Origin of the sequence: Paraburkholderia silvatlantica, assembly GCF_003096715.1 — a bacterium.
Lineage (GTDB): Bacteria > Pseudomonadota > Gammaproteobacteria > Burkholderiales > Burkholderiaceae > Paraburkholderia > Paraburkholderia silvatlantica.
In genome coordinates, this window is the sequence record NZ_QEOL01000013.1 from 160,183 (window position 1) to 183,899 (window position 23,717).

A 23,717-nucleotide genomic window follows, 5' to 3' on the forward strand; every position below is an offset into this window, starting at 1 on the left:
CGCATTGCGATGCGTGGCCGCCCCCGGCCGGCAGGCCCTCGACGGAGCTTCATCGATGAATCTTATTGACACCGAACCGTCTGCATTCCAGACGAATGCGTCGATGTCCGAAACAACGGGCGATGCGCTTGACCTCGATACCGTGATTGCTGAGATTGCCGCGCGTCGCGACGAATTCGACGCGCTGTCGCACGTACCACGCGACATGATCGCAAAGATGAAGCGCGCCCGCATTTTCCGCGCGAGCACGCCGAAGCGCTTCGGCGGCGACGCGCTGCCGCCGCACGAGTTCCTGCGCGTGCTCGAGCGCATCGCAATCGCCGACGGTTCGGCTGCGTGGGTCGCGGCGTTCGGCTCGGCGAACGTCTATCTGGCCGCGCTGCCGCTTGAAACGCAGCGCCGCATCTACGCTGACGGTCCGGACCAGGTGTTCGCGGGCGGCCTCTACCCGCTGCAGCCGGCAACGCCCGAGCCGGGCGGCTGGCGCGTGAGCGGCCAGTGGCATTTCGCGAGCGGTTGCAAAGGCGCGGACTGGATCGGCGTCGGCATCGGGGGCACGCCACCGGGCGGCCCCGGCCCGAACGCGGGCAAGCCATTGACGGCCGTGTTTCCGGCGAGCGAGGTCGAGATCGTCGATAACTGGAACGTCGTCGGCATGCAGGGCACGGGCAGCCACGACCTGCGTCTGCGCGGCCAGTATGTTGCGGACGCCTGGACTTTCGTGCGCGGCGGCGGGGCGCTCGTCGACGAGCCGCTCTATCGCTATCCGGCCGTCTCGTACCAGGCAGAGGTGCACGCGGCCGTGAACGTGGGGCTCGCGCGCGCCGCGCTCGATCTGCTTGCCGAGATGTCCGGCGGCACGAAGACGACGACGGGCGCGCCGCGTCTGGCTGATCGTGCGTATTTCCGCATCGAGCTCGGCAAGGCCGAGGCGCAATGGCGCAGCGCGCGCGCGTTCTTCTACGAGGCAGCGGAAAGCGCGTGGGACACGGTCGTCGCAGGCGATCCGCTTGCGCCCGCCGCGGCGAACCTGCTGCGGCTCAGCGCGACGCACGCGGCGCACGTATCGGCGGATGTGGTGCAGCTTGCCTACCGGCTCGGGGGTATCGCCGCGATTTATCGCGGCAATCGCCTGCAACAGTTCGTGCGCGATGCGATGGTCGTTACGCAGCACGGCTTTCTCGGCGAGGCGACCTACGACGGCGCGGGCGCCATCTTCGCCGGCATTGCGCCCGCCATTACGCCCTATCCGTGAGCGATGGAGACAGTCATGCTTCCACCCGGGCGCGCGGCGTTTCGCGACGCGATGGCGCATCTGTCGGCGGCCGTCAACATCGTCACGACGGGCGGCCCGCACGGACGATGCGGCATCACCGCGAGCGCGGTCTGTTCGGTGACCGATTCGCCGCCGACGATGCTCGCGTGCATCAACCGCTCGAGCCCGCTTCACGACATCCTGGCGGGCAACGGCGCCATCTGCATCAACGTGCTGCCGGCCGACCGGCAGGAGCTGGCGCGGCATTTCGCGGGGCTTACGGGCCTGCCCATGAGCGCGCGCTTCGACGCGCAATCGTGGCACGAGGGCCGGCTCGGCGTGCCTGTGCTCGTCGATGCGCTCGCGAGCATCGAAGGACGCATCGTCGAGATGAAGGCAGTCGGCTCGCATTCGGTGGTGTTCGTCGAGGTCGAGCAGATCGCGCTGCGCGGCGAGGGCGACGGCCTGATCTACTTCGATCGGGGCTTCCATCGCCTGTCGCGCGCCGCGCGGCCTGACACCGCGCCCTGAGCACGCCCCGGGCGCGGTGTCGCCCGAGCGTCAAAACACATGCGCGACGCTGCACATCGGGAAGTGCAGTGTCGTTCCGCCGAACGGCGGAAAGCGCCCGAAATCCTCGCGCATCGTGTGGCGCACGGGTGAGGCCAGCGCGGCCTGTAACGCCTGCGGCGAATCGAACACCACCTTGTTGCGTTGCATCGCCTGCGCGCGCACGCCGGACAGCGTGCCGCGATAGTCGACGCGCGTATAGATCTCGATTTCGCGAATGCCGGGGAACCGCCCCATGATCGGCGGATGGTGATCGAGATAGTGCGCGAGCCAGGCGTTGAAATCGTCAGCCGGGCCCTCGTAGCTCACCAGATAGGTGCAGTGTTCGCCGTCGACGGACGCCGACGGCTCCGGCACCGGAAAGCGGCGTACCGCCATCGCCTGGTGCGTGAGCCGCGCATCGGCGAGCACCGGAAAGCGCGCAGCGTCGGCGAACGGGTGCGCGGCGCCGCCATCGCGCAACGCGTCTTCGAGCCTGCCGAGATCGTCGAAATAAAGCTGCAGCGCGCAGCGTGGCGGCGCGCCGTCGTGCAGATACGGATCGTGTGCGCCGCCGGGCAGTGGCGTATGCACGACAAGGCGTTTGAGCCCGCTCATCGTCGCGGCGTGCTCGGCGATGGCGGCGGTGTCGGCGGTCGTCGCGGCCCTGGCCGGCGAAGTGCAGGGCGGGGCGATCAGAAAGAGGCAGACGTCCATGAGGCGCATTCCGTTTCAGGGAGAGGGCGACGTCGATCTTCGTGCTTGACGCCACAGTTGGACCATCATAATCTGAATTCAGAATGTTGAAAAAAAGGTCGGTGTGCTGCACGAACTGTCGTCGCGCAGCCGCTTTTTTTTCTCGCTGACAGAAAAGGATAACCTCGTGATCGATGCGCATTGTCATAGCAGCAGCATCCTCGTACGGACCGACGCCGCCCGCGCGTTCCGGCTCATGGCGGACGGCGAGCGGCAGGGCCGCTGGGCACTCGGCAGCTGGCGCCGCCGGCAGGTCGCCGACACCACGTTCGTCGGCGAATCGGTGTTCAGCGGTTTGCCGACCTGGGTGCGTCTACATGTGGACCCGGCGCGTCTTGCCGTCGATTACGACGTGGCCGCGACCGAGTCGGGACTGCGTTTTCGCAATGCCGCGCGCGTGCTCGATGGGTCGGCGCTGGGACATCCGCCCGGCACGGCCCTCGTCACGCTGTTCACGTGGCGGCTCGCGGACCAGAGCGATGACGCGTGGGCGCAGATCTGCTCGACGCACGAGACCGAAATGTTCCTGATTCGCGCGCTGCTCGAATCGGGCCGGGACGGAGGCGAGGGCGACGAGGATCGTACGCCATCCTGACGCGCGCGGCGTCGCGCATGAGCGGCCGCTGTCGCGCGGCGGCGCCGACGGCGCTCGCAAAATCGCTTGACGCTAAATTTGAAACCCCATATTCTGAATTCAGAATTTTTCGCGGTAACAATCGAATTGCAGCCGTGCTTCCAGAAACGTCGATCATCGCCCAGCCACCATCCGATGCCAAACCGTCCCGAAGTTTTCGATCCGCCAAAACCCAAGACCTTGCATGAACTGTTTGCCACCGGGCGGCGTCTTTCGTGTGCCTGGTTTTCGGTCGGCAGCGCGACGCTGTTCGAGATCGGCGCCGCCGCGCGCCCGGACCTCGCGGTGATCGACCGTCAGCACGGTCTCTGGGACCGTGGGGCGATGGAGGCCGCCATCGGGCTTGTGCGGTATCAGTTGCCCGTGGTCGTGCGCGTTGCCGAGAACTCGGCGCATGCCATCGCCGAGGCACTCGACGCCGGTGCCGCGTCGGTGCTCGTGCCGCTCGTCGAAAGCGCCGACGAGGCGCGCCGTGCCGTCGCGCATGGGCGCTATCCGCCGTTCGGCGCGCGCTCGGGCGGCGGCGTGCGGCCGCTGCTCGCCGGGCTCGCGGCAATGAAGGCCGACGGCGAACGCATCTCGATCGGCGTGATGATCGAAACGGTGGCCGGCGTCGAACAGGTGGAGGCGATCGCCGCGGTGCAAGGGCTCGGCTATCTGTTTGTCGGCACCGGCGATCTCGCGCTGTCGCGCAACGGCGCGCCCGGCGCCATCGAGCGCGACTGTTCTCGCATCCTGGCCGCCGCGCATGCACACGGCTTGCCGTGCGGTATCTTCACCGGCGACGAAGCCGATGCTTGCGCGCAGCTGGCCAACGGCTTCGACTTCGCGGTCGTGGCCAACGACATCGACGTGGTGCGCGGCGGCTTCGAGCGCGCCGTCGCCGCGCTGCGGGCATAGGAGCCAGCGATGAGCGAAGCATTTCGCCCGGCCATCCCGGCCGAAGCTCCGTCCGTCGATTCGCACGTGAGCGTCGGGAAACTGCTCGACGCACTCGGCTCCGATCTCGTTACGCTCGGCGCCGGGCTCGGCACTCGCCGCTACTGCGACTGGAGCGGTACGCCGGGCGCCGTGCCGCTCGCGCTGATCCGCCCGCGCTCGACGGCCGACGTCTCGCGCGCGCTCGCGTTGTGCCACCGGCTCGGCCAGCCCGTCGTCATTCAGGGCGGACTCACCGGGCTCGCCGGCGGCGCGAACCTGCAGGGCGGCGAAGTCGCGCTCAGTCTCGAAAGGATGAATGCGATCGAGGAGGTCGACGTCGTCTCCGGCACGATCACCGTGGAGGCGGGCGCGATCCTGCAGCGCGTGCAGGAAGCCGCCGATGCCGCCGGCATGATGTTCCCGCTCGATCTCGGCGCGCGCGGCAGCTGCACGATCGGGGGCAACCTCGCGACGAACGCGGGTGGCAACCGCGTGATCCGCTACGGCATGGCGCGCGAGCAGGTGCTCGGCGTCGAGGCCGTGCTCGCGGACGGCACCGTGATCGGCGACATGCACAAGATGATCAAGAACAACAGCGGCTATGACCTCAAGCAGTTGCTGGTCGGCAGCGAGGGCACGCTCGCCGTTATCACGCGCGCGACGCTCAAGCTCGCGCCGCGCCCGGCCAGTCTGCTGACCGCCTGGTGCGGGCTGCCCGACTATGCGGCCGTCACGCGGCTGCTGCACTACGCGCGCGCAAATCTGTCGGGCGGCGTGTCGGCGTTTGAGGTGATGTGGCCGAGCTATTACGACTACGTGCTCGAACGCGTCGCCGGCCTGCGCAAGCCACTCGACACGCGCCACGCGTATTACGTGTTGCTCGAAAGCCCGGCCTCGGACGCGCCTCGCGACGCCGCAGGGTTCGAAGACACACTGGCCGAAATGCTTGCCGAAGGCGTCGTCGAAAACGCCGTCATCGCGAGTTCGCACGCCGATGCTGCCCGCTTCTGGGCGGTGCGCGACGCGCCGGCCGAGTTTCCCGTCCTCATGCCGGGGCTGATCGGCTTTGACATCGGCTTTTCGACCGCCGACATCGGCGCGGTGGCCGACGCGTGCGAGGCGCTGCTGCGCGCGCGCTGGCCTGACATGACGACACTCGTCTACGGCCATCTCGGCGACGGCAACCTCCACGTGATCGCCCATCTCGCCGACGCGCCGCCCGATCTCTCCGACGAGGTCGACGCTGCCGTCTACGAACTCACGCGCGCCTGGCGCGGCGCAGTGTCGGCCGAACATGGCATCGGCAGCAAGAAGCGCCCGTGGCTGGGCCACACGCGCGACGCCGGCGCGCTTCAGACAATGCGTGCCATCAAGCGCGCGCTCGATCCCGCCGGGCTGCTGAATCCGGGCAAAGTGCTCGAATCCGTCGCCCGGTCCTCGTCCGCCAATCTTCCGGGAGCGTGGTGATGTTGCGGCTCGTGTCCACCGTACTGTTGCGCCGGCTGGCGGCGGCGATTCCGACGCTGCTGATGCTGTCGCTGATCGTCTTCGTCGTGCTGCGGCTGATCCCCGCCGACCCGCTCGCGATGATGCTGCCTCCCAACGCGACGCCGGCCGACGCCGCCGCGCTGCGCCACCAGCTCGGCCTCGACAAGCCGATCGCGGCGCAGTTCGCGATCTGGCTCGCAAACGCGCTGCACGGCAATCTCGGCGCGTCGATCTCGTTCCAGCAGCCGGTTGCAACCCTGATCGGCTCGACGCTGCCGGCCACGCTCGAGCTGTGTCTGACCGCGCTTCTGCTCTCGCTCGCCATCAGCGTGCCGGGCGGCGTGCTGGCGTACTCTGTGGTCGAGCGGCGCGCGGAATTCCCGGTCGGCCTTGGCGTGGTGCTGATGCAGTCGGTGCCGTCGTTCCTCTGGGCGCTGCTGCTGATCGCGCTGTTCGGCGTCTGGCTGCCGGTGCTGCCGTTCTCGGGCCGCGTCGGCGATGGCATCCCGATGCCGCATCTGAGCGGCTTCCTGCTCGTCGATTTCCTGCTCAAGGGCGACTGGCGCGATTGGCTGAGCACGGCCAGCCATCTCGTGCTGCCGTCGTTCGCGCTCGCGTTCGGCTTTGCGCCGCTCGTGATTCGCGTGCTGCGCTCGAGCCTGCTCGATCAGCGCAACGAGCCGTATGTCGGCGTCGCGCGGCTGCGCGGGCTGTCCGAACGGCGCATCCTGTGGCGCCACATGCTGAAGAACGCCGCGTTGCCGGCGCTGACGATGATCGGCGTGCAGTTCGGCTTCCTGCTCGGCGGCGCGCTGCTCGTCGAGATGATTTTTTCGTTTCCCGGTGTCGGCAACCTGATGGTGCAGGCCGTGCGCAACAACGATCTCGTGCTGATCCAGGGCATCGCGGTCGTGTTCTGCGCGCTGATGCTCGTCATCAATGCGATCGTCGACACGCTGTACGTGATCATGAATCCGCGCCTGCGCAAGGTTGCCTGAGCGCCCCGAGTCCGTTCCCATGTCCACGACCCATACGACCTCCACATCGTCCTTTTCGTCCAAGCCCGACATCGAGACCGACATGCCGCGCGATTCCCTGTCCGCCGAGCCGTCCGCGGGCACCCGTCCGTCCGCCGTGCCCGCCGCTCCGTCGGCCGCCGTGCGCAAGCGTCCCGCGCACGCCTGGCGCCGCCTGCGCTCGCTGAACCTGTGGCTCGGCGCCGCGATCGTGCTCGGCGTGGCGTGTTGCGCCGTGTTTGCGCCGTGGCTCTCGCCGCACGATCCGCTCGGCCAGGACCTGCTGCACATGCTGACGCCACCCGCCTGGATGGAAGGCGGCGACGCCGCGTTTCCGCTCGGCACCGACAGCCTGGGCCGCGACGTGCTGTCCCGTCTGCTGTACGGCAGCCGCGTCGCGCTGACGGTCGCAGTGATCGCGGCGTTCGGCGCGGGGCTCGTCGGCAGCGCGCTTGCGATCCTTGCCGGCTACTTCGGCGGCTGGGTCGACCGCACGGTCAGCTATCTCGTGGACCTGTGGATGTCGTTTCCGCCCGTCGTGCTCTCGCTCGTGCTGATGGTGAGCCTCGGCGTGGGCATCGATAACGTGATCCTGTCGATCGTGCTCGTCGACTGGACCCGCTTTTGCCGCGTCGTGCGCGCCGAGGTGATGGTCGTGCGCCAGCGTGATTACGTCCTGGCCGCGCAGTTGCTCAATCTCTCGCACCTGCGCATCATGCTGCGCGAAATCGTGCCGGCGGCATTGCCGCTCATGATCACGTTGTTCTCGCTTGAGATGGGCGTCGCGATCACTGTCGAGGCGCTGCTGAGTTTTATTGGTCTGAGCGTGCCCGCCAACGTGACCGCGTGGGGCGTGATGATCGCCGACGCGCGCGTGTCGATGCACGAATCGCCGACGGGGCTGCTGTTTCCGATGCTGGCGATCGTCGTCACGGTGCTCGGCTGCAATCTGCTCGGCGACGGCTTGCGCGTCGCGCTCGATCCGCGCATGCGCGGCAGGGGGGAATGACCATGCTCGCACCTCATCACGATGAGGCGGCAACGGACGCCGCGCCGGACGCCGAAGCCGCCGAGCCCGTCCTCGCGCTCGACGGCGTGACGCTGACGGCCACTTTCGGCGCGCAGCCCGTCGCGGCGCTGCGCGGCCTGCGGCTGTCGATCGGGCGCGGCAAGGTGCTCGGCGTGGTCGGCGAATCCGGCGCGGGCAAGAGCATGCTCGGCCGGCTGATTTCCGGGCTGCTGCCGGCGGGTTTCGATGTGACTTCAGGCTCGATGCGCTTTGGGGGCCGCGATCTGCTCGCGATGCCGGCGCCCGCGCGCCGCGCGCTGCTCGGCCGGCAGATCGCGTTCGTGCCACAGGAACCGCTCACGGCGCTCGATCCGCTCTGGACCATCGGCCGCGCCTTCGACGAGCATCTCGCGCATATCGGCGTGCCGGCGTCCGAGCGCGCGTCGACCGCGCTGCGCGCACTCGAATCGGTGCAGTTGCCGGTGCCTGAGCAGATGCTTGGCCGCTATCCGCATCAATTGTCGGGCGGGCAGTGCCAGCGCGTGCTCATTGCGATGGCGTTCGCGAGCAACCCGGCGCTGCTGATTGCCGACGAACCGACCACCGCGCTCGACGTGCTGACGCAGACGCGTGTCATGACGATGCTCGCCGCGCAGCAGCGCCAGCACGGCAGCGCAGTGCTGCTGATCACACACGATCTGCGGCTGGCCGCCCACGTCTGCGACGAGATCGCGGTGATGTACGCGGGCGATCTCGTCGAATACGGGCCGGCCCGCGACGTGCTCGATGCGCCTCGCCATCCGTACACGCGCGCGCTCAAGTACGCAACGCCGGACCTGCTCGGGCCGCGTCGCCGCTTGCCGGTGCTGCCGCATCAGATGCCGGGGCTCTCCGCGCTCGCGGGCATCGCGGGCTGCCGCTTCGCGCCGCGCTGCCCGGTCGGCGATCGCGCGTGCGCTGCGTCGCACGCGGAGCGCGTCGCGCCGAACGGCCATCGCGTGGCGTGCGTCGAGGCTTGCGAGCACGCGGGCGCGGCCGACGACGGCGCACCGGTGCCGTCATTGCCCGCGGTCGTCGGCGACGGCCGGCCCGTCGCGGAGCTGCGTGAGGCGTCGCTCGTCTACACGAGCACCGACGGCCTCCTCGGCCGGCGCAAGACGAGCTTCACGGCGGTCAAACCGCTTTCGCTGCGGATCATGCCGGGCGAGTTCGTCGGTATCGTCGGCGAGAGCGGCAGCGGCAAGACCTCGGTCGCGCGCCTGCTGATGGGCATCGAGCCGCCGACCGACGGGCGTGTGCTGATCGGCGGCGAGGACCTGACGCACGGCGGCGAGGCACGCGTGCGGCGCGCGCGCGAGCAGGTGCAGATCATCTTCCAGGACCCGCAGTCCGCGCTCAATCCGCGCCGCACGGTCGAGCGTCTGCTGACCCAGGCGCTGGAGGCCGCCGGCCTGCCCGCGACCGACGCCGCAGAGCGGCTCGCACGCGCGCAGGCGCTTCAGCGCGACGTCGGCCTGCCGGCCGATACGCTGCAGCGCTTTCCGACACAGCTTTCGGGCGGTCAGAAGCAACGCGTGAACATCGGCCGCGCGTTGTGCGCGGCGCCGCAACTGATCGTCGCCGACGAGATCGTCTCGGGCCTCGATGTCTCAGTGCAGGCGCAGATCCTGAATCTGCTGCTGGCGTTGCGCCGCGAGCGCCAGATCGCAGTGCTGCTGATCTCGCACGATCTGGCCGTGGTGCGGTATCTGTGCAGCCGCGTGCTTGTCATGCGGCGCGGCGAGGTCGTCGAGGAGGGCGCGACCGGGGACGTGTTCGCGGCGCCGCGCCATCCGTACACGAAGGCGCTGATCGAGGCGGTGCCCGGCGAGGCCGGCGTGCCGTGGCCGCCCGCGCCGCTCGAGGCGGCGGCTTGAGAAAGAGGGCGTCTCGCGCACCCGCGGGCGGGCGGGGCGCGGGCACTACAATAAGCGGTTGCATTCCGAGAGCCTTCGCGCCGGCGGGGCTGCAACCATAAAAGGCAATGAACGGGAGAACATCATGACATCCGCCGAACCGACCACCGTCAAGCAGCCGCGGCGCACTGCGCTGCGACAGACGACGCTGATGGAGTCGGTCTATCAGGAGATCCTTGCCAGGCTGCAATCGGGACAGATCGGTCCGGAGGACCGTGTTCTCGACTACGAGATCGCCAAGGAATTCGAATGCACGCGAATGCCCGTACGCCAGGCGCTGCTGCGGCTCGTCAACGAAGGCTACCTGGTCGGCACGACGCGCGGCTTCGTCACGCCCGTGCTGACCAGCGAGGACGTGCGCGAGATCTTCGAGGTCCGGCGCCTGCTCGAGCCGAGCGCGGCCGCGGCGGCGGCGGCCGTGCTCACCGACGAGCAGCTGGCCGGCATGAGCGCGGCGTATCGCAAATGCAGGCGTGGCTTCGAGCGCAAGGACATCGCGCTGTTGACCGAGGCGAACGTCGAATTTCGCGGCATCTGGCTGGAGGGCGTGCTCAATTCGCGCCTGAAAGGCACGATCCTGCGCTTTGCCGATCACACGCGCCAGGTGCGGCGCGGCACGATGACCAAGCCGGGCACGCTGGAACTGATCGTCGACGGCATGCAGACACTGCTCAAGGGTTTCATGGAGCGCGACCCGGTGCGGGTGCGCGCGGGGACGCTCGCGTTCATCGACGACGCCGAGCAGCAGTATTTCCTTGCCGTCGACGAAGCCGGCTGATGGCGGCTCGCCCCGACACCGCGTCGCGCGACTTCGCCGGTGTCGCGATCGTCGCCGCCGCCGAAGTGCCGTACCGCAGGCACGCGCCGGACGGCACCACGACGGCGGGACTGCTCGCCGGGGCGCTGGCCGAGGCGCTCGCGGATGCCGGACTGGGCACGGCCGACGTCGACGGGCTCGGCGTGGCTTCGTTCACGCTAACGCCCGATCACGCAATCGATTTCGGCTGGCGCGCAGGCCTGCGCCTGCGCTGGTGCATGGACGACTGCCATGGCGGCGCGAGCGGCGTGAACCTGCTTCAGCACGCGGCGCGCGCCATCCAGGCGGGCGACGCCGAAGTCGTCGTCCTCGTGAGCGGCGATCATTTCGAAGCCGCCGATTTCACGGCGCTCGTCGAGAACTACAATGCCACCACGCGTGCCTATCTGCGTCCGCTCGGCACGGGCGGGCCGAATCCGCTGTTCGCGATGCTCACGCAGCGTCAGATGGCCGCCACCGGCCTTACGCGCGACGACTACGCCGCGCTGTGCATCGCGCAGCGCGCGTGGGCCGCGCGCAATCCGCGCGCCGTGTATCGCGAGCCCCTCACGCGCGAGGCTTACTTCGCCGCGCCGCCCGTTGCCGAGCCGCTGTGCCGCCTTGACTGCGTGCCCGTCGTTTCGGGCGCCAATGCGCTCGTGCTCGCGGCGGCAACGCACCGCTGCGTGCGCGCGGCGCCCGTCGGCATCCGCGCCCTGCGCGCGTCCTACAACTTCGATCATCAGCATGGCGACGGACTCGTCACCGGGCTCGCGTCGATTCGCGAGGCGCTGTGGCGCGACGCCGGGCTCTCGCCCGCGCAGATGGACGTCGTCTCCGTCTACGACGACTATCCGGCGATGATCGTCGCGCAGCTCGCCGATCTCGGTTTCGCCGACCCCACCGGCCCTGACGCCCTGCGCACGCTGATTCACCAGCGCATCGCGACGCGCGCGCTGGCCGTCAATCCGTCGGGCGGACAGCTTTCGGTCGGACAGGCGGGCGCGGCGGGCGGCATGCACGGTCTCGTCGAGGCGGTCACGCAGCTGCGCGGCGAGGCCGGCGAGCGGCAGGTCGACGGCGCACGTTTCGCCGTCGTCAGCGGATACGGGATGGTGCAGTACCGCTATGGGATGTGCGCCAACGCCGTCGTGCTGGAGCGCGCGGAGGCTTCATGGCGACGATGACCGTCCATGCCTGTGCCGCGTGCGGGCAACGCGAATTTCCGGAGAGGCTGCTGTGCCCGGCGTGCGGCGGGCGCGATTTCGTCGACGTCGATGCCGGATGCGGGAGTGTCGAGGACGTCACCGCGCTGCATCGGCGGGCGGGGAGCGGTGCCGGCGAACTGGCCTGGCTTGCTACCGTGCGCACCGACGCCGGGCCGCGCGTGATTGCGCAGCTCGAAGGCCCGCTGGAGGCGGGCGCGGCTGTCAAGCTGCGCCTCGGCGCGGACGGCGCGATACGCGCGCGTCAGATGTAGCTTCGGACTGCGCCGCCTACACCCGCTACACCCGCACGGCAGCCTGCACCGGACGCGGCGACTGCCACCGCGCGTCCAGCACGCGCGCGATTTTCGTCAACCCACCGCCACACGCCGCTTGAACGCGCGCAGATCGAAGCACTGAGGTGCGTTCAGTGGATCGTTGCCGAGTACTGCCAATTGCGTCTTCTGCACCTTGTTGGTCGACGTCACGGGCAGCGATTCGACAAACGACACGTACCCAGGCGCCTTGAAATACGCGAGCCGGTCGAGGCACCACGCCTGCAGCGCGCGCGCCGTTGCCGCATCGCGGGCGACGCCAGGTGCGACGATCACGCAGGCCATCACTTCCTCGTCGCGCAGCGGATCGGGCGCGGCAATCACGGCCGTCTGCCGCACGTCGGGATGATCGAGCAGGCACGCTTCCACTTCGAGCGCCGCGATGTTCTCGCCCGAGCGGCGGATCACGTTCTTCTGCCGGTCGACGAAATGCAGGCTACCGTCCTCGCCCTCGCGCACCACATCGCCGGTGTGGAACCAGCCGCCGCGCCAGGCCGCCTCGGTCGCCGCCTCGTCCTTAAGATAGCCACGAAAGAAGCCGAGCCGCGGCGCGTCGCCTGCGCGTCGCACGAGCAGATGCCCGGGCGTGCCGCGCGGCACGTCGCGATCGTGCTCGTCGACGAGCCGCACTTCGATCTCCGGCCTCGGCCGCCCGAAGCAGCGCGAGCCGACGTGACGCGGCTCGTGGCTCGACGAAATCACCGCGGCGCCACCCGTCTCCGTCATCGCCCAGCCTTCGATCAGCGGGAAACCGAAGCGCTGCTCGAACACGCGCTGATGCCGCGGATCGACATTCGCGCCGTAGCCGAAGCGCACGCTGTGCGGCGGTGGCGCGTCGTCGAGCGAGAGCAGGATCGCGGGCATCACACCAAGGTAGTGGACGATCGTCGCGCCGCTCGCGGCGACGTCGGACCACCAGGCGCGCGGATGAAAGCGGTCGAGCTGGATGACGCAGCCGCCCGAGAGGACCATCGCCATCGTCGAGCACGCGAGCGCGTTCATGTGAAAGAGCGGCAGTGGAGTGATGAGCCGCTCGACGCCGGGCCGCACTTCGCACAGGCCGCCCTCGTCGAGATACATCGCGCCGATCGAAACGAAGTAGCGATTGTCGAGGATGCAGCCCTTCGGCTTGCCGGTCGTCCCCGACGTGTAGAGGATCGCGCATTCGTCGTCGAGACTCGGCACATGCGTGGCTGTGTCCGTATCGTTCGCGTCTCCGGCATCTGTGGCGTCAGGCAGCGGGCCGGCGTCGGCGTCGGCGATCGGCACGTGCAGCGCGGGCGTGTCGAGCGCCGCGCGCAACAGCGGCAGCGTGCGCGCGACGCCGACCGCCAGCGCGATCTCGCTGTGTTGCGCGACGTAGGCGATCTCGTGCGGCCGCGCGTCGGGGTTGAGCGGCACCACGCCGACGCCGAGCGAGTTCAGCGCAAAGAAATGGAAAAAGAACGCGGGCCGGTTCTCGAGCAGCAGCGCGACGCGCATCCCCGCGCGGTAGCCCGCTGCGCGGTAGCGCGCGGCCTGCCGCTCGATTTCGGCGAGCGTCTGCGCGTACGTCAGCGTGAGCGCGCCGGGCGCGGCATCGCCGGGGGCCGCGTAGTGGCGCAGCGCCGAGGCCGGAACGTGCACGAAGTGGTGATCGGGAAGGCGTGCCGCCGTCTGCGCGAACGCGGCGTATGGCGAAACAGGTTGACTGTCGAAAATCATGGTGACCAGGATCGAGGGTTGACGGACCGTGCCACGAGAGCGGCCGGTGCGTGTCGGACGAGCGAAGCGAGACGGGCGAATCAGGCGAGGCGCAAGGGCGCATGACGCAGGCTTGCTTCGTGCACTGATAGCAATACACGGATACTGAATTCAGAAAATCAGCATGTCAAGCGGTTGTATGAGAACGACGGGTACCGTTCCGTTCAGCCGAAATCAGCCATCTCGCCAATTCCGTCAAAGAAAGCAGTCGAAAAAGAAGAAGGATTTGCGCTCAGGCAGCGACGGTCTGCTTCCCATTCGTTATGCAAACAATTTTGACGCATTCTTGACGTCCATTTTTTACTCTCATATTCTGAATTCAGAATGTTGATTGAGATGCTTGCATTCTGGCGTCCGGACGACCGTCCGCAGCGGTGCCCCGACGCGCGCAGCAGGGTGAAGTCCCATTGAAAAACCAGTCGCTCAACCCTTCGACCGTCTAACGGAATCCACGTGAAAACTCCTCTTGTCACCGTATCGCTTGCTGCCCTTTGTGCAAGCGGTTCTGTCTGGGCTCAAAGCAGCGTCACGTTGTACGGCATCATCGACGAGGGCCTGACCTTCTCGAACAATCAGCTCGGCAAACAATCCTGGCAGATGCAAAGCGGCATCTCGCAAGGCAGCCGTTGGGGCCTGCTCGGCACCGAGGATCTCGGCGGCGGCCTGTCCGCGGTGTTTCGACTCGAAAACGGCTTCGACATCAATTCGGGCAAGCTGCTGCAGCAGGGCCGCGAGTTCGGCCGCGCCGCTTACGTCGGCCTCGCCAGCAACAGGTTCGGCACCCTGACGCTCGGCCGGCAGAACGAACTGATGGGCGACTATGTCGGCCAGTACACCGCGAACGGCAACTGGGGCATCCTGTTTCCGCACCCCGGCGACCTCGACAACACGGGCATCGACTTCCGGGTGAACAACGCGGTGCGCTACGCGTCGCCCGTGTTCTACGGCGTGCAGGCGGGTGCGGTCTACGGCTTCGGAAACGTTGCGGGCCAGATGAACCGCGACGCGGTCAAGTCATTCGGGGTCAAGTATGCGGGCGGCCCGCTCGCGCTCGCGGCCGCGTTCACCACGATTGATCATCCTGCCGAAGCGGTGCCCGAAGGCGTGTGGACGTCGACCAACGTCATCGACGGCAACTACGGGATCGCCGCCGCGAAGTACCAGTCGTTCGGCTTCGCGGGTCAATACACGTTCGGCGCGGCGAAAGTGGCCGCAATCTACACGAACACGCGCTTCATGGGGCTCGATCCGACGCTCGGCGCGAAGATCGGCGGACACGTGACGTTCCAGATCTTCGAGGTCGTCGGCAGCTACTTCATCACGCCGGCGCTGCAGCTCGGCACCGGCTACAGCTACACCGAGGGCGAAGTTTCAGCCAACTCGCAGAAGCCGAAGTACCACAATTTCGACGCGATCGCCGATTACTTCCTGTCCAAGCGTACCGACGCCTACCTGCAGGCGACCTTCATGCACGCCGCCGGCGACGCGAAGGTCGCGGACCTCGCGCCAGTGCTGCAGGCCTCGAGCACGGTGAACCAGGTCGAAGTGCGGCTGGGACTGCGCCATAGATTCTGACCACAGATAATCGGGCCTCCCGGGCCAGCCGTCCGTGCGAACGGGCGGCAGCCCTTTGATTTTTTTCGCGTACCTTCGTCCGGCGTGCACGCCGGCCTCACAGGAGGATAGATGGACAGTTACGAGATCGACATGAAGCGCCGCCAGTTGTTGCTTGGCTCGCTCGCGGCCGGCGCGGGCGCGTTGCTGCCTTGGGAACGCGCGTTCGCGCAAGGCCATCCGGCCGACCAGGTGCTCAACATCGCCTACATCTCCGACGTACCGACATGGGACCCGACGGCGATCACCGTTCCGCAGGCGCAGTCGATCTACGAGACCGTGTTCGACTCGCCGTTGCGCTACTCGCCGAAGCTCGTGCTCGAAGGGCGCCAGATCTCCGCCTGGAAATGGCAGGACAAGACCGCGCAGCGCCTCGAAGTCACGCTGCGCGACGACATTCTCTTTCACGACGGCTCGAAGCTCACGACGGCCGACCTCAAGTACAGCCTGCACGACCGGCCGACGGCGGACCACAAGCTCGCCGTCGGCGGCATGTTCCAGACGCTGCAGGACGTCGAGATCGTCTCGCCGACGCGCGCCGTGCTCGTCTACAGCAAGCCGACGCCCGCCGCGCCGATTTATCTGGCATTCCTCGCTGGCTACATCGTGCCGAAGGCGTACATGGAGAAGGTTGGCGTCGACGGCTTTCTCGCGAAGCCGGTCGGCGCCGGGCCGTACCGGCTCGTCGACTATCAGCGCGGCTCGCGCATCGTGCTCGAAGCGTTCGACAAGTACTGGGGCGGCGCGCCTCCGATCCGACACGTCACGTTCGAGGTGGCGACGGAGCCGTCGGCGCGCGTCGCTGCGGTCGAGTCGGGCCGCGCGGGCGTAGCCGTGCAGATTCCCCTGCGTGAGGCGCAGCGCCTCGCGAAAGTGCCCGGCATCACGACGCAGATCTATCCGTACAGCGAGATTTACATGCTGCGGATGCCCAACTACGTAAAGCCCTTCGACGACGAGAACGTGCGCGCCGCAATGCACTACGCGATCGATACCGAGGCGCTGTCGAAGGCGTTCTACGGCGGCATCGCCCGCCCGCTCTCGGTGACGGCCACGGCGGGTTCTGCTGCCGACGTGCCCGGGTTCAAGATCCCCTACGATCCGCAGCGCGCCATCGCCGCGCTCGCGAAGTCGGGCTACGGGCCGAACAAGCCGGTGCGTGTGCCTTTCCTCACGACCAACGGCACCTTTCCGAGCGACTACGACATGGCGCGCGCGATCGCCGGCATGTGGCAGCGCGTCGGCATCCAGGCCGATCTGACGCAGACCACGATGGCCAAGGTGATCGCCGAAATCCAGGCGACCAAGATGAGCGGCGTGCTGCTCTACAGCTGGGCCAATTCGACCGGCGATCCGGAGAACTACACCGGGCGGATTCTCGATCCGCGGCTGCGCTTCTCAGCCTGGAAGGACCCTGCGCTCGGACCGAGAGTAGAGGCGCTGATGACCGAGGTCGACGAACAGAAGCGCATGGCGGGATATCGCGCGCTTGGCCAGGAAGCGTCCGAGAAGTCATGGGTGGTTCCCCTGCTGCAGGCCGTCACGACGATCGCGTTTCGTTCGAACGTCGAAGTGAAGACCTTCGACAGCGGCTACATCCTGCCCGTCGAATACCGGCTCAAATGACGGGATCTGCCACGAGGAACATGCGATGCGTATAGAACATTCGACGGCCTTCGTCTCGGGCGCGAACCGCGGCGTCGGTGCCGGCTTCGTCGCCGGACTGCTCGCGCGTGGCGCCCGCAAGGTCTACGCGGGCATGCGCGATCCGGATGCGGCACGCTTCGACGATCCGCGCGTCGTGCCGGTGCGGCTCGACGTCACCGTGCCCGCACAGGTCGCCGAGGCGGCCGCGCTGGCCGGCGACGTCTCGTTGCTGATCAACAACGCGGGCATCAACCGGCTCGAACGCGTGGCCGAGCCACGCGACGCGCTCGCAGCCCGCGCCGAAATGGAAGTCAATTATTTCGGCACGCTGGAGATGTGCCGCGCGTTCGCGCCGGCGCTCGCGCGCAACGGCGGTGCACTGGTCAACATGCTTTCGATTCTCGCGCGCGTCGCGCTGCCCGCGATGGGCTCCCTGTGCGCGTCGAAGGCAGCCGCGCTGCGCATGACGGAAGGCGTGCGCGCCGAGCTGGCCGGACGCGGCGTGCGCGTGCTGGCGGTGCTGCCCGGCGCGATCGATACGGACATGAGCCGCGATTTCCCGCCGCCGAAACTCGCGGTGACGGACGTCGTCGACGCGGTATTCGCGGCGCTCGAAGCAGGACCGGGCGGCGCGCACGACGTCTACGTCGGCGCGATGGCCGAGGGCGTCGCGGCGGGACTCGCAGCGGACCGTGCCGCCGTGCTCGCGCAGTTCGCCGCTTATCTGTAATGACTTTTTCGCCCAGGAGACGTCATCCATGAGCAGTCGAACCATCCAGGTGAGTGCCCGCGACGGCGGCCACTTTTCGGCGTATCTCGCGACGCCCGCGCAGGGCTCCGGGCCGGGCCTCGTGCTCGTGCAGGAGATCTTCGGCATCAACGGGTTCATGAAGGCGATGGCCGACCGCTACGCCGAGGAAGGCTATGTCGTGCTGGTGCCGGACCTGTTCTGGCGCATGAAGCCGGGCGTCGTGCTGGGCTACGGCGAGGACGATTTCAAGGCGGCGCTCGACTATCACGAGCGCCTCGACGAGACGCTTGCCGTCGAGGACATCGCCGCGACGCTCGACGCCGCGCGTGCGCTGCCGGAGCAGGCCGGCAAGGTCGGCCTGATCGGCTATTGCCTCGGTGGCCGGCTTGCGATGCTGAGCGCGGCGCGCACCGACGTCGACTGCGCGATCAGCTACTACGGCGTGAATCTGCAGAATCATCTCGACGAGGCCGCGTCGATTCGCTGCCCGATCATGTTCCATTTCCCCGAGAACGACGCGTTCTGTCCGCCCGAGGCGCGCGAGCGCATCGTGGCTGCGTTCGCCGATCGTCCGGGCGCCGAGTGCTATGTCTATCCAGGCTGTGATCACGCGTTCGCGACGCCGGAACGTCCGCAGTACGACAAACCCGCGGCGCTGATGGCCTACTCTCGCACGATGGCGATGCTTCGCAAGGTGCTTGGCCCGATCTACGATCTCAACACGTTGTGGGAGCGGCACTGCTACTACGAATTCGCGACCCGCGACGTCGGCGCGGTCATGCCGACAATGGTTGCCGAGCCCTACGTGAACCACGTGCCGACGATGACGGGCGGTGTCGGCCACGACCAGCTCAAGCGCTTCTACAAGTACCACTTCGTCGATGCCAATCCGGCCGATACGACGTTGATTCCCGTGTCGCGGACGATCGGCGCGGATCGGATCGTCGACGAGTTCGTGTTCTGCGCGACGCACGACCGCGAGATCGACTGGCTGCTGCCGGGCCTCGCGCCGACGGGCAAATACTTCGAGGTGCCGATGCTCGCAGTGGTGTGCTTCCGCGGAGACAAGCTCTACAACGAGCACATCTATTGGGATCAGGCGTCGGTGCTCGTGCAGATCGGCGTGCTCGATCCGGCCGGGCTGCCTGTCGCGGGCATCCAGACCGCGAAGAAGCTGATCGACGAGGCGCTGCCGAGCAATACGCTGATGCCGAACTGGGCATCGAGCGAGGGCAAGCCGACCTGAGCATGAGCGGCGGCAGGGCGCGTGCCCCGGCGCCGCATCGTTCAGCGCATGAACAATCCGCCGTTGACGTCCCAGCACGCGCCGGTTGTGAACCACGCGTGCTCGGCGGCAAGCAGCACGGCGACGTCGGCGACGAAATCCGCGTTGCCGAGCCGCCCGGCGGGGATCCCCGCGACGAGCTTGCGCAGCGTATCGGCCGGCACGCTGTCGTGCACGGCGGGCAGGTCCATCGGCCCCGGCGAGACCGCGTTGACGGTGACGCCGCGCGCGGCGAGATCGCGCGCAAACACCTTCGTGAGATTGAGCACGCCCGCCTTCGAGGCCGCGTAATGCGCACCCGTTGCGGTGCCGCCGTTCTGGCCCGCGAGCGAAGCTACGTTGACGATGCGCCCGCCGCCGTGAGCGCCGAAGTGCCGGCCGAACACCTGCCAGCCGAACAGCACGCTGCGCAGGTTCACGTCGACGGCGCGGCCGAATTGCTCCGCGCTCACGTCCATCACCGGCACGACTTGCGCGCGGCCCGCGTTGTTGACGAGCACGTCGACGCGCTGCCAGACCGTGAGGATCGCGTCGCGGGCCGCTTCGAAATCGCTTTTCTCGCACACGTCGAGCGCAAGCGCGATCGCGCGCGAGCCGTCGGCGCTCAGCGCGCGAGCGAGCTGCCGGGCTGCGTCGGCGTGCACGTCGCCGAGTGCGACTCGATAGCCCACGGCGTGAAAGCGCCGCGCGATCGTTGCGCCGAGGCCTTGGGCGGCGCCCGTCACCAGCACGACGCGGTCTGTCATGCCGGCGCTCTCTGGCTTGCCAGCGCCGCTTCGAACTGCGCGGCGAGCGCACAGACCAACTCGTCTGCACCTTTGCGCGCGACGATCTGCAATCCGGCGGCGAGCGGCGAGTCCGCGAGCGGCAGCGGCAGGCTCAGCGCGGGATGGCCGCTCAGGTTGAACGGCCGGATCAGCGACGACATCGCGATCACCGGGGCGCCGCCGCGCGCAGCTTCGAGCGTGATCGGCAGCGTCGGCAGTGTCGGCAGCACGATCGCGTCGACGGTGTCGAGCACGCGGTCGACTTCGGCCGTGAATTCGTCGCGCACCGATTCGGCCACGGCGAGGTCGGCGGCGCTCGTTTGCGACGCGCCACGCAGACGCGCGACGAGATCGGCGCCGAGCTTGCCTGTTTCGAGCAGATGGCCGAACGCGCGCCACGTCTCCACGTTGATGACGGCAAGGCCCGCGTCGAACGCCGCGCGCAGGCGCGGCAGCTCGACCTCGCGCGCGGCGAAACCGGCGAGCGACGGCGCGCGCGCCACCGCGTTGCGAATCGCGTCGAGCGCGTCGACGGCGACGACGCCGATCCGCGCGGCGCCCGGCGGCGCGGCCGCCGCGATCTCGTCGAAGCCCGGCGCGATGGCGGCCATCACGTCTGTGAGCGTGGTCATGTCGCGTGCGAACGGGCCGACGCAATCGAGCGTCGAGACGGCGGGCGCGACGCCCTTGCGCGACACGCGCCCGAACGTCGGCTTCATGCCGATCACGCCGCAGCACGCGGCGGGTCCGCGCACCGAGCCGCCGGTGTCGGTGCCGAGCGCCGCGCAGCTCAGATGCAGGCCGACGGCAGCGGCCGAGCCGCTCGACGAGCCGCCGGGAATGCGCGTCTCGTCCTGCGGGTTTTCGGGCGTACCGGTGAAGTCGTTGATGCCCGTCATGCCGAACGCGAGTTCGTGCATGTTGGTTTTGCCGACCACGCGCCAGCCGGCGTCGAGCAGGCGCTCGACCACCTCGGCGTGCAGCCCGGCCGCGGGCGCGTCGGCCAACGCGCGGCTGGCGGCCGTCGTCGGATAGCCTGCGACGTCGATGCTGTCCTTGATCGCGATGCTCGGCCCGTCGGCATCGCCGAGAGAAAACTCGCTGATGAACTCGTTCATGGCACTCAGGTATCGGTGGGAGAGGGAGTGACTTGCCACGGCGCGTCGAACAGGCGCCGGGTCCGGAAATGCCGCATAAGCCATGCACCGGATGCGGCGCACGGCACGAAATCGACTTCGAGCCGCGCGGCGATCAGCTCGGCGCCGCCGTTGACGTAACGGGATGCCTGCAGCATCAGCCAGCGGCCCGTGGCTTGCGTCGCATCGGCGCATACGTCGATCTGCTCTGCACTCAGGAAGTGCGCGTTGACCGAGAAATGCGGCGTCGGCGGCAGATAGCGCGTGAGCATCGCGAGGATCGCTTCGCGTCCCTCGATCCGGCCGAACTTGCGCGCGTACAGCGGGCCGACGCCTTCCCAAATGGCGTCGCCCGTGAAAAGCGACGCCAGCGTCTCGTCGGCGAGCGCACCCGAGGGCACGTCGCACAGCGCCATGTAGCGCGCCGTGGTGCGCCGCACGGCGTGCTCGGCTTCGAGCACGGCGAGACGCCGATGCAGTGCCGCTTCGCCAGCGCGCGCCAGCGCGGCCGCGCTCACGTCGCCTCCGGCACGCGAAGCGCGCGGCCGACGCGCGCTTCGATCTTGCCGTAGCGCCACAGGTTGTACGGGCCCACGGGCGTCGTGCGATAGAGGTTGCAGACCGCGGCGACGGTGTCGAGATCGGCGACGTCGGCCATGATGTAGAAGGTCCAAGGCGCCTGCGCGGACGAGCCGACCGCGAGCCGGTCATCGTCCATGATCCCGAGCACGCGCACGCCGTCCATCGACTCGAGCGCCTTGAGCATTGCGCCATAGGCTTGCCATATCGTGCCGATCTCGTCGCGCGGCAGGTCGAAGAAGTTCTGCGTCACGCCGCAGCAGAACAGCACGCGCAGCGGTAGCGTTGCGTCGTCAGCCATAAAGCGTTCTCCAGGTGCTGCGCCTCGCGCGTCCCGCCCTGGCGGCAGGACGCGCGGCGGCGTCAGAGCAGAAAGCCGATTGCGTTGAGTGTGTCGGTCGAATCGATGAGCCGGACCACCTTTTGCACGATGCGCGGTTCGCCCTGCGACAGATCGAGGCGGTGCTCGAGATCGGCCGCGAACAGCGTGGCGACGCCGCGCTTGTAGGCGACGACCACCTGGGCCGAACGCGCGGTGATGCAAGAGTCCTCCGCGTCCTGATCGTCGATCGTGAAGCGCGAGACGGTTCGCACCGTGCGTGCCGCGTCCGACACCGACGGCGAGTAGCCGGCGAGCATCCGCTGCACGCGCAGCTCGCGCATCGCGCGATCGTCGTAGGCGTAGTTCAGCGTCGCCGCAAAATCCTTCGCCTGCGGGTCGATGGGCACGACGTAATGTCCCTCGTCGGACCACAGCGCGAGCCAGCCCCGGTAATCCTTGCGGTCGAGCAGCTCGGCTTCGCGCCAGATGAATTGCATCGCGCGCGTCAGTACGGGCTGCGCGAGCATCGGTTCGAGTTCACTCACGATTGCGGCTCCATCATCTGCTGCCATTTTGCGTAGGCGGCGCGCATGCCCGTTTCGTCGGTTGCGTGCGCCGTCTTTTCGCCGTTCGCTGCCGTGGTCTCACGGTTCAGTCCGCGGTTCACGAGGATCGGCACATCGGGGCCCGCGTGCGAGCCGCGCTGCACGCGCTCCCATGCTTCGGCGTCGTCGGGGCTGCCGAAGCCGAGCGGCCCCTGGAAGTGCTCGTGTACGCGCAGACGCACGCGGTTCGCCTCGTCAGGGCCGCCGTCCATCGCGAGTGCGACGTGGCGGATCTCGGTCTCGTCGACGGAAACCGGCCGCAGCACGCGGAAGAACGACATCGACAGCGCGAGGTTCGGAAACAGGTTCACGTTGAAGCCGACGCCCATCAGCGAACGCACGATACGCCGCACCTCGTCAGGCGGATACGACTTGGCGAGCGACGCGGCGAGCGCCTCGTGACGCACGGGCAGCGGCGCGCCGTTGTCGTCGTCGAGATCGATCAGCTCTGGCATCAGCACGGCGACGCTGTGCCCGTTGCCGAGCGAGCGGCAGAACGCGTTCTCGCTCGTCATGAAGCTCGTGATCGAGGCGGCCGTCTGGTCGTCGATTGTCTTCATCCACGACTTGTGGACGACCGGGAAGTGATAGAGGTCGGTCGTGTTTTCGAGCTGGATCTTCCAGTTGCCCTTGAAGCGGAAGCGATGCTCGCCGTTCATTTTGACGGGATACCCTGCGCCCTGCTTCATGAAGAGATCGATCCACGGCTTTGCGCCGCCGAGGAAATCTTCGAGCGGCTCGACGGCATCGTTGAAGCTCGCGAAGATGAGCCCCTGATAGATGCCGACGCGCAGACGCCGCAGCGGCAGATCGTGCTTGTCAGCAATGCCCTCGTAGCCGTCGCCGTAGGGCAGTGCGCGCAGCGCGCCGTCTAGCCCGTAGCTCCAGCTGTGGTACGGGCACGTGAACCCGCGTGCATTGCCCTTGTGCTGCTCGCAGACGGTTGCCGCACGATGGCGGCAGCGGTTTTCGAGGACGTTGACGCTGCCGTCGCGATCGCGCACGACGATCACCGGTTGACGGCCGATGACCGTCGTGCGGAAGTCGCCCGGATTCGGCAGTTCGCTTTCGTGCGCAACCCAGATCCAGGTGCGGTAGAAGATCCTGTCGAGCTCGGCTTCGAACAAGGCCGGGTCGTTGTACAGCGAGGGCAGCACGCGATCGGGCTCGACCCGCGTGTGCAGCGCGCTCGTGTCGATGATCTGACACGGCGGCTGGAGAATGTCGCTCATCGGTGACCTTTCATGTGGGGAGAAAGATGGGGCGTCCAGCAAGAGGTGTCCAACGCCGCCCAGTGTCGATCGCTAAAGGCCAATCGGTCAAATTCATCTAAAATCAGTCCCTCTATC

Annotated in this window: 23 protein-coding genes; 15 read left to right on the forward strand and 8 right to left on the reverse strand. The window is 67.9% G+C overall.

Annotated elements, in window-relative coordinates; translation table 11 throughout:
- Nucleotides 1-103 precede the first annotated feature (103 nt).
- Nucleotides 104-1,255, forward strand: a complete 1,152-nt coding sequence (locus C7411_RS18845) for an acyl-CoA dehydrogenase family protein (RefSeq protein WP_243413238.1) — start codon at nucleotides 104-106, stop codon at nucleotides 1,253-1,255.
- Nucleotides 1,256-1,270: 15 nt separating this feature from the next.
- The gene (hpaC, locus tag C7411_RS18850) at nucleotides 1,271-1,786 is read left to right on the forward strand and encodes a 4-hydroxyphenylacetate 3-monooxygenase, reductase component (protein ID WP_243413230.1); all 516 of its coding nucleotides are present in this window, start codon (nucleotides 1,271-1,273) and stop codon (nucleotides 1,784-1,786) included.
- 30 nt (nucleotides 1,787-1,816) lie between these two features.
- Here hpaC and C7411_RS18855 read toward each other — a convergent pair whose 3' ends face one another.
- Complete coding sequence (locus tag C7411_RS18855; RefSeq protein WP_110385786.1) at nucleotides 1,817-2,521, reverse strand: EthD family reductase; 705 nt, start codon at nucleotides 2,519-2,521, stop codon at nucleotides 1,817-1,819.
- Between the two features lie 103 nt (nucleotides 2,522-2,624).
- Between C7411_RS18855 and C7411_RS18860 the strand changes: the two genes are divergently transcribed.
- The 9 genes from C7411_RS18860 (at nucleotide 2,625) to C7411_RS18900 (ending at nucleotide 11,859) form a co-directional block, all read left to right on the forward strand.
- Nucleotides 2,625-3,155: a hypothetical protein gene (locus tag C7411_RS18860; protein WP_243413231.1), complete on the forward strand. Its 531-nt coding sequence runs from the start codon at nucleotides 2,625-2,627 to the stop codon at nucleotides 3,153-3,155.
- A 174-nt stretch (nucleotides 3,156-3,329) separates the two neighbouring features.
- Nucleotides 3,330-4,094 (forward strand): HpcH/HpaI aldolase family protein, encoded by a 765-nt coding sequence (locus C7411_RS18865; RefSeq protein WP_110385635.1) that lies wholly within the window; start codon nucleotides 3,330-3,332, stop codon nucleotides 4,092-4,094.
- A 9-nt stretch (nucleotides 4,095-4,103) separates the two neighbouring features.
- The gene (locus tag C7411_RS18870) at nucleotides 4,104-5,582 is read left to right on the forward strand and encodes an FAD-binding oxidoreductase (protein WP_110385634.1); all 1,479 of its coding nucleotides are present in this window, start codon (nucleotides 4,104-4,106) and stop codon (nucleotides 5,580-5,582) included.
- Nucleotides 5,582-6,601, forward strand: a complete 1,020-nt coding sequence (locus C7411_RS18875) for an ABC transporter permease (RefSeq protein ID WP_110385633.1) — start codon at nucleotides 5,582-5,584, stop codon at nucleotides 6,599-6,601. Before C7411_RS18870 ends, C7411_RS18875 begins: the two co-directional genes overlap by 1 nt.
- 19 nt (nucleotides 6,602-6,620) lie before the next feature.
- Nucleotides 6,621-7,628 (forward strand): ABC transporter permease, encoded by a 1,008-nt coding sequence (locus C7411_RS18880; protein WP_243413232.1) that lies wholly within the window; start codon nucleotides 6,621-6,623, stop codon nucleotides 7,626-7,628.
- A 2-nt stretch (nucleotides 7,629-7,630) separates the two neighbouring features.
- Entirely contained in the window at nucleotides 7,631-9,544 is a 1,914-nt protein-coding gene (locus C7411_RS18885; RefSeq protein ID WP_110385784.1) for a dipeptide ABC transporter ATP-binding protein, read from the forward strand.
- 124 nt (nucleotides 9,545-9,668) lie between these two features.
- Nucleotides 9,669-10,361 (forward strand): GntR family transcriptional regulator, encoded by a 693-nt coding sequence (locus C7411_RS18890; protein ID WP_110385631.1) that lies wholly within the window; start codon nucleotides 9,669-9,671, stop codon nucleotides 10,359-10,361.
- Nucleotides 10,361-11,566, forward strand: a complete 1,206-nt coding sequence (locus tag C7411_RS18895) for a thiolase family protein (RefSeq protein WP_221206997.1) — start codon at nucleotides 10,361-10,363, stop codon at nucleotides 11,564-11,566. The genes C7411_RS18890 and C7411_RS18895 overlap by 1 nt, the downstream gene beginning before the upstream one ends.
- A complete protein-coding gene (locus tag C7411_RS18900) occupies nucleotides 11,554-11,859 on the forward strand; it encodes a Zn-ribbon domain-containing OB-fold protein (RefSeq protein WP_110385630.1) in 306 nt (101 codons plus the stop codon). The genes C7411_RS18895 and C7411_RS18900 overlap by 13 nt, the downstream gene beginning before the upstream one ends.
- Before the next feature lie 96 nt (nucleotides 11,860-11,955).
- Here the strand turns inward: C7411_RS18900 and C7411_RS18905 are convergent, their stop codons facing one another.
- Entirely contained in the window at nucleotides 11,956-13,623 is a 1,668-nt protein-coding gene (locus tag C7411_RS18905) for an AMP-binding protein (RefSeq protein WP_110385629.1), read from the reverse strand.
- A gap of 492 nt (nucleotides 13,624-14,115) precedes the next feature.
- Between C7411_RS18905 and C7411_RS18910 the strand changes: the two genes are divergently transcribed.
- The 4 genes from C7411_RS18910 to C7411_RS18925 all read left to right on the forward strand — a co-directional run bounded on the left by C7411_RS18910 (nucleotide 14,116) and on the right by C7411_RS18925 (nucleotide 18,920).
- Entirely contained in the window at nucleotides 14,116-15,237 is a 1,122-nt protein-coding gene (locus tag C7411_RS18910; RefSeq protein ID WP_110385628.1) for a porin, read from the forward strand.
- Nucleotides 15,238-15,348: 111 nt separating this feature from the next.
- Nucleotides 15,349-16,902 carry an ABC transporter substrate-binding protein gene (locus C7411_RS18915; protein WP_110385627.1) on the forward strand — a complete coding sequence of 518 codons (1,554 nt, stop codon included), beginning with the start codon at nucleotides 15,349-15,351 and terminating at the stop codon, nucleotides 16,900-16,902.
- A 25-nt stretch (nucleotides 16,903-16,927) separates the two neighbouring features.
- Complete coding sequence (locus C7411_RS18920; protein WP_110385626.1) at nucleotides 16,928-17,653, forward strand: SDR family NAD(P)-dependent oxidoreductase; 726 nt, start codon at nucleotides 16,928-16,930, stop codon at nucleotides 17,651-17,653.
- 28 nt (nucleotides 17,654-17,681) lie between these two features.
- Entirely contained in the window at nucleotides 17,682-18,920 is a 1,239-nt protein-coding gene (locus C7411_RS18925) for a dienelactone hydrolase family protein (protein WP_110385625.1), read from the forward strand.
- A gap of 41 nt (nucleotides 18,921-18,961) precedes the next feature.
- On the opposite strand, the gene C7411_RS18930 is transcribed toward C7411_RS18925, so the two are convergent.
- The 6 genes from C7411_RS18930 to C7411_RS18955 all read right to left on the reverse strand — a co-directional run bounded on the left by C7411_RS18930 (nucleotide 18,962) and on the right by C7411_RS18955 (nucleotide 23,600).
- A complete protein-coding gene (locus C7411_RS18930) occupies nucleotides 18,962-19,705 on the reverse strand; it encodes an SDR family NAD(P)-dependent oxidoreductase (RefSeq protein WP_110385624.1) in 744 nt (247 codons plus the stop codon).
- A complete protein-coding gene (locus tag C7411_RS18935; RefSeq protein WP_110385623.1) occupies nucleotides 19,702-20,844 on the reverse strand; it encodes an amidase in 1,143 nt (380 codons plus the stop codon). Before C7411_RS18935 ends, C7411_RS18930 begins: the two co-directional genes overlap by 4 nt.
- Nucleotides 20,845-20,849: 5 nt before the next feature.
- The gene (locus tag C7411_RS18940; RefSeq protein ID WP_243413233.1) at nucleotides 20,850-21,380 is read right to left on the reverse strand and encodes a nuclear transport factor 2 family protein; all 531 of its coding nucleotides are present in this window, start codon (nucleotides 21,378-21,380) and stop codon (nucleotides 20,850-20,852) included.
- Nucleotides 21,377-21,742: a hypothetical protein gene (locus C7411_RS18945; RefSeq protein WP_110385621.1), complete on the reverse strand. Its 366-nt coding sequence runs from the start codon at nucleotides 21,740-21,742 to the stop codon at nucleotides 21,377-21,379. Before C7411_RS18945 ends, C7411_RS18940 begins: the two co-directional genes overlap by 4 nt.
- Nucleotides 21,743-21,804: 62 nt before the next feature.
- Nucleotides 21,805-22,311, reverse strand: a complete 507-nt coding sequence (locus tag C7411_RS18950) for an aromatic-ring-hydroxylating dioxygenase subunit beta (RefSeq protein WP_373682610.1) — start codon at nucleotides 22,309-22,311, stop codon at nucleotides 21,805-21,807.
- Nucleotides 22,305-23,600, reverse strand: coding sequence for an aromatic ring-hydroxylating oxygenase subunit alpha (locus C7411_RS18955; protein ID WP_110385620.1), 1,296 nt, complete (start codon nucleotides 23,598-23,600; stop codon nucleotides 22,305-22,307). Before C7411_RS18955 ends, C7411_RS18950 begins: the two co-directional genes overlap by 7 nt.
- Nucleotides 23,601-23,717 lie beyond the last annotated feature (117 nt).

Coding starts and splice junctions, on each gene's coding strand:
- C7411_RS18855 (WP_110385786.1), bottom strand. CDS start 2,521: ATGGACGTCTGCCTCTTTCTGATCGCCCCGCCCTGCACTTCGCCGGCC.
- hpaC (WP_243413230.1), top strand. CDS start 1,271: ATGCTTCCACCCGGGCGCGCGGCGTTTCGCGACGCGATGGCGCATCTG.
- C7411_RS18925 (WP_110385625.1), top strand. CDS start 17,682: ATGAGCAGTCGAACCATCCAGGTGAGTGCCCGCGACGGCGGCCACTTT.
- C7411_RS18885 (WP_110385784.1), top strand. CDS start 7,631: ATGCTCGCACCTCATCACGATGAGGCGGCAACGGACGCCGCGCCGGAC.
- C7411_RS18880 (WP_243413232.1), top strand. CDS start 6,621: ATGTCCACGACCCATACGACCTCCACATCGTCCTTTTCGTCCAAGCCC.
- C7411_RS18920 (WP_110385626.1), top strand. CDS start 16,928: ATGCGTATAGAACATTCGACGGCCTTCGTCTCGGGCGCGAACCGCGGC.
- C7411_RS18865 (WP_110385635.1), top strand. CDS start 3,330: ATGCCAAACCGTCCCGAAGTTTTCGATCCGCCAAAACCCAAGACCTTG.
- C7411_RS18895 (WP_221206997.1), top strand. CDS start 10,361: ATGGCGGCTCGCCCCGACACCGCGTCGCGCGACTTCGCCGGTGTCGCG.
- C7411_RS18845 (WP_243413238.1), top strand. CDS start 104: ATGTCCGAAACAACGGGCGATGCGCTTGACCTCGATACCGTGATTGCT.
- C7411_RS18875 (WP_110385633.1), top strand. CDS start 5,582: ATGTTGCGGCTCGTGTCCACCGTACTGTTGCGCCGGCTGGCGGCGGCG.
- C7411_RS18945 (WP_110385621.1), bottom strand. CDS start 21,742: ATGGCTGACGACGCAACGCTACCGCTGCGCGTGCTGTTCTGCTGCGGC.
- C7411_RS18900 (WP_110385630.1), top strand. CDS start 11,554: ATGGCGACGATGACCGTCCATGCCTGTGCCGCGTGCGGGCAACGCGAA.
- C7411_RS18870 (WP_110385634.1), top strand. CDS start 4,104: ATGAGCGAAGCATTTCGCCCGGCCATCCCGGCCGAAGCTCCGTCCGTC.
- C7411_RS18930 (WP_110385624.1), bottom strand. CDS start 19,705: ATGACAGACCGCGTCGTGCTGGTGACGGGCGCCGCCCAAGGCCTCGGC.
- C7411_RS18890 (WP_110385631.1), top strand. CDS start 9,669: ATGACATCCGCCGAACCGACCACCGTCAAGCAGCCGCGGCGCACTGCG.
- C7411_RS18905 (WP_110385629.1), bottom strand. CDS start 13,623: ATGATTTTCGACAGTCAACCTGTTTCGCCATACGCCGCGTTCGCGCAG.
- C7411_RS18915 (WP_110385627.1), top strand. CDS start 15,349: ATGGACAGTTACGAGATCGACATGAAGCGCCGCCAGTTGTTGCTTGGC.
- C7411_RS18935 (WP_110385623.1), bottom strand. CDS start 20,844: ATGAACGAGTTCATCAGCGAGTTTTCTCTCGGCGATGCCGACGGGCCG.
- C7411_RS18955 (WP_110385620.1), bottom strand. CDS start 23,600: ATGAGCGACATTCTCCAGCCGCCGTGTCAGATCATCGACACGAGCGCG.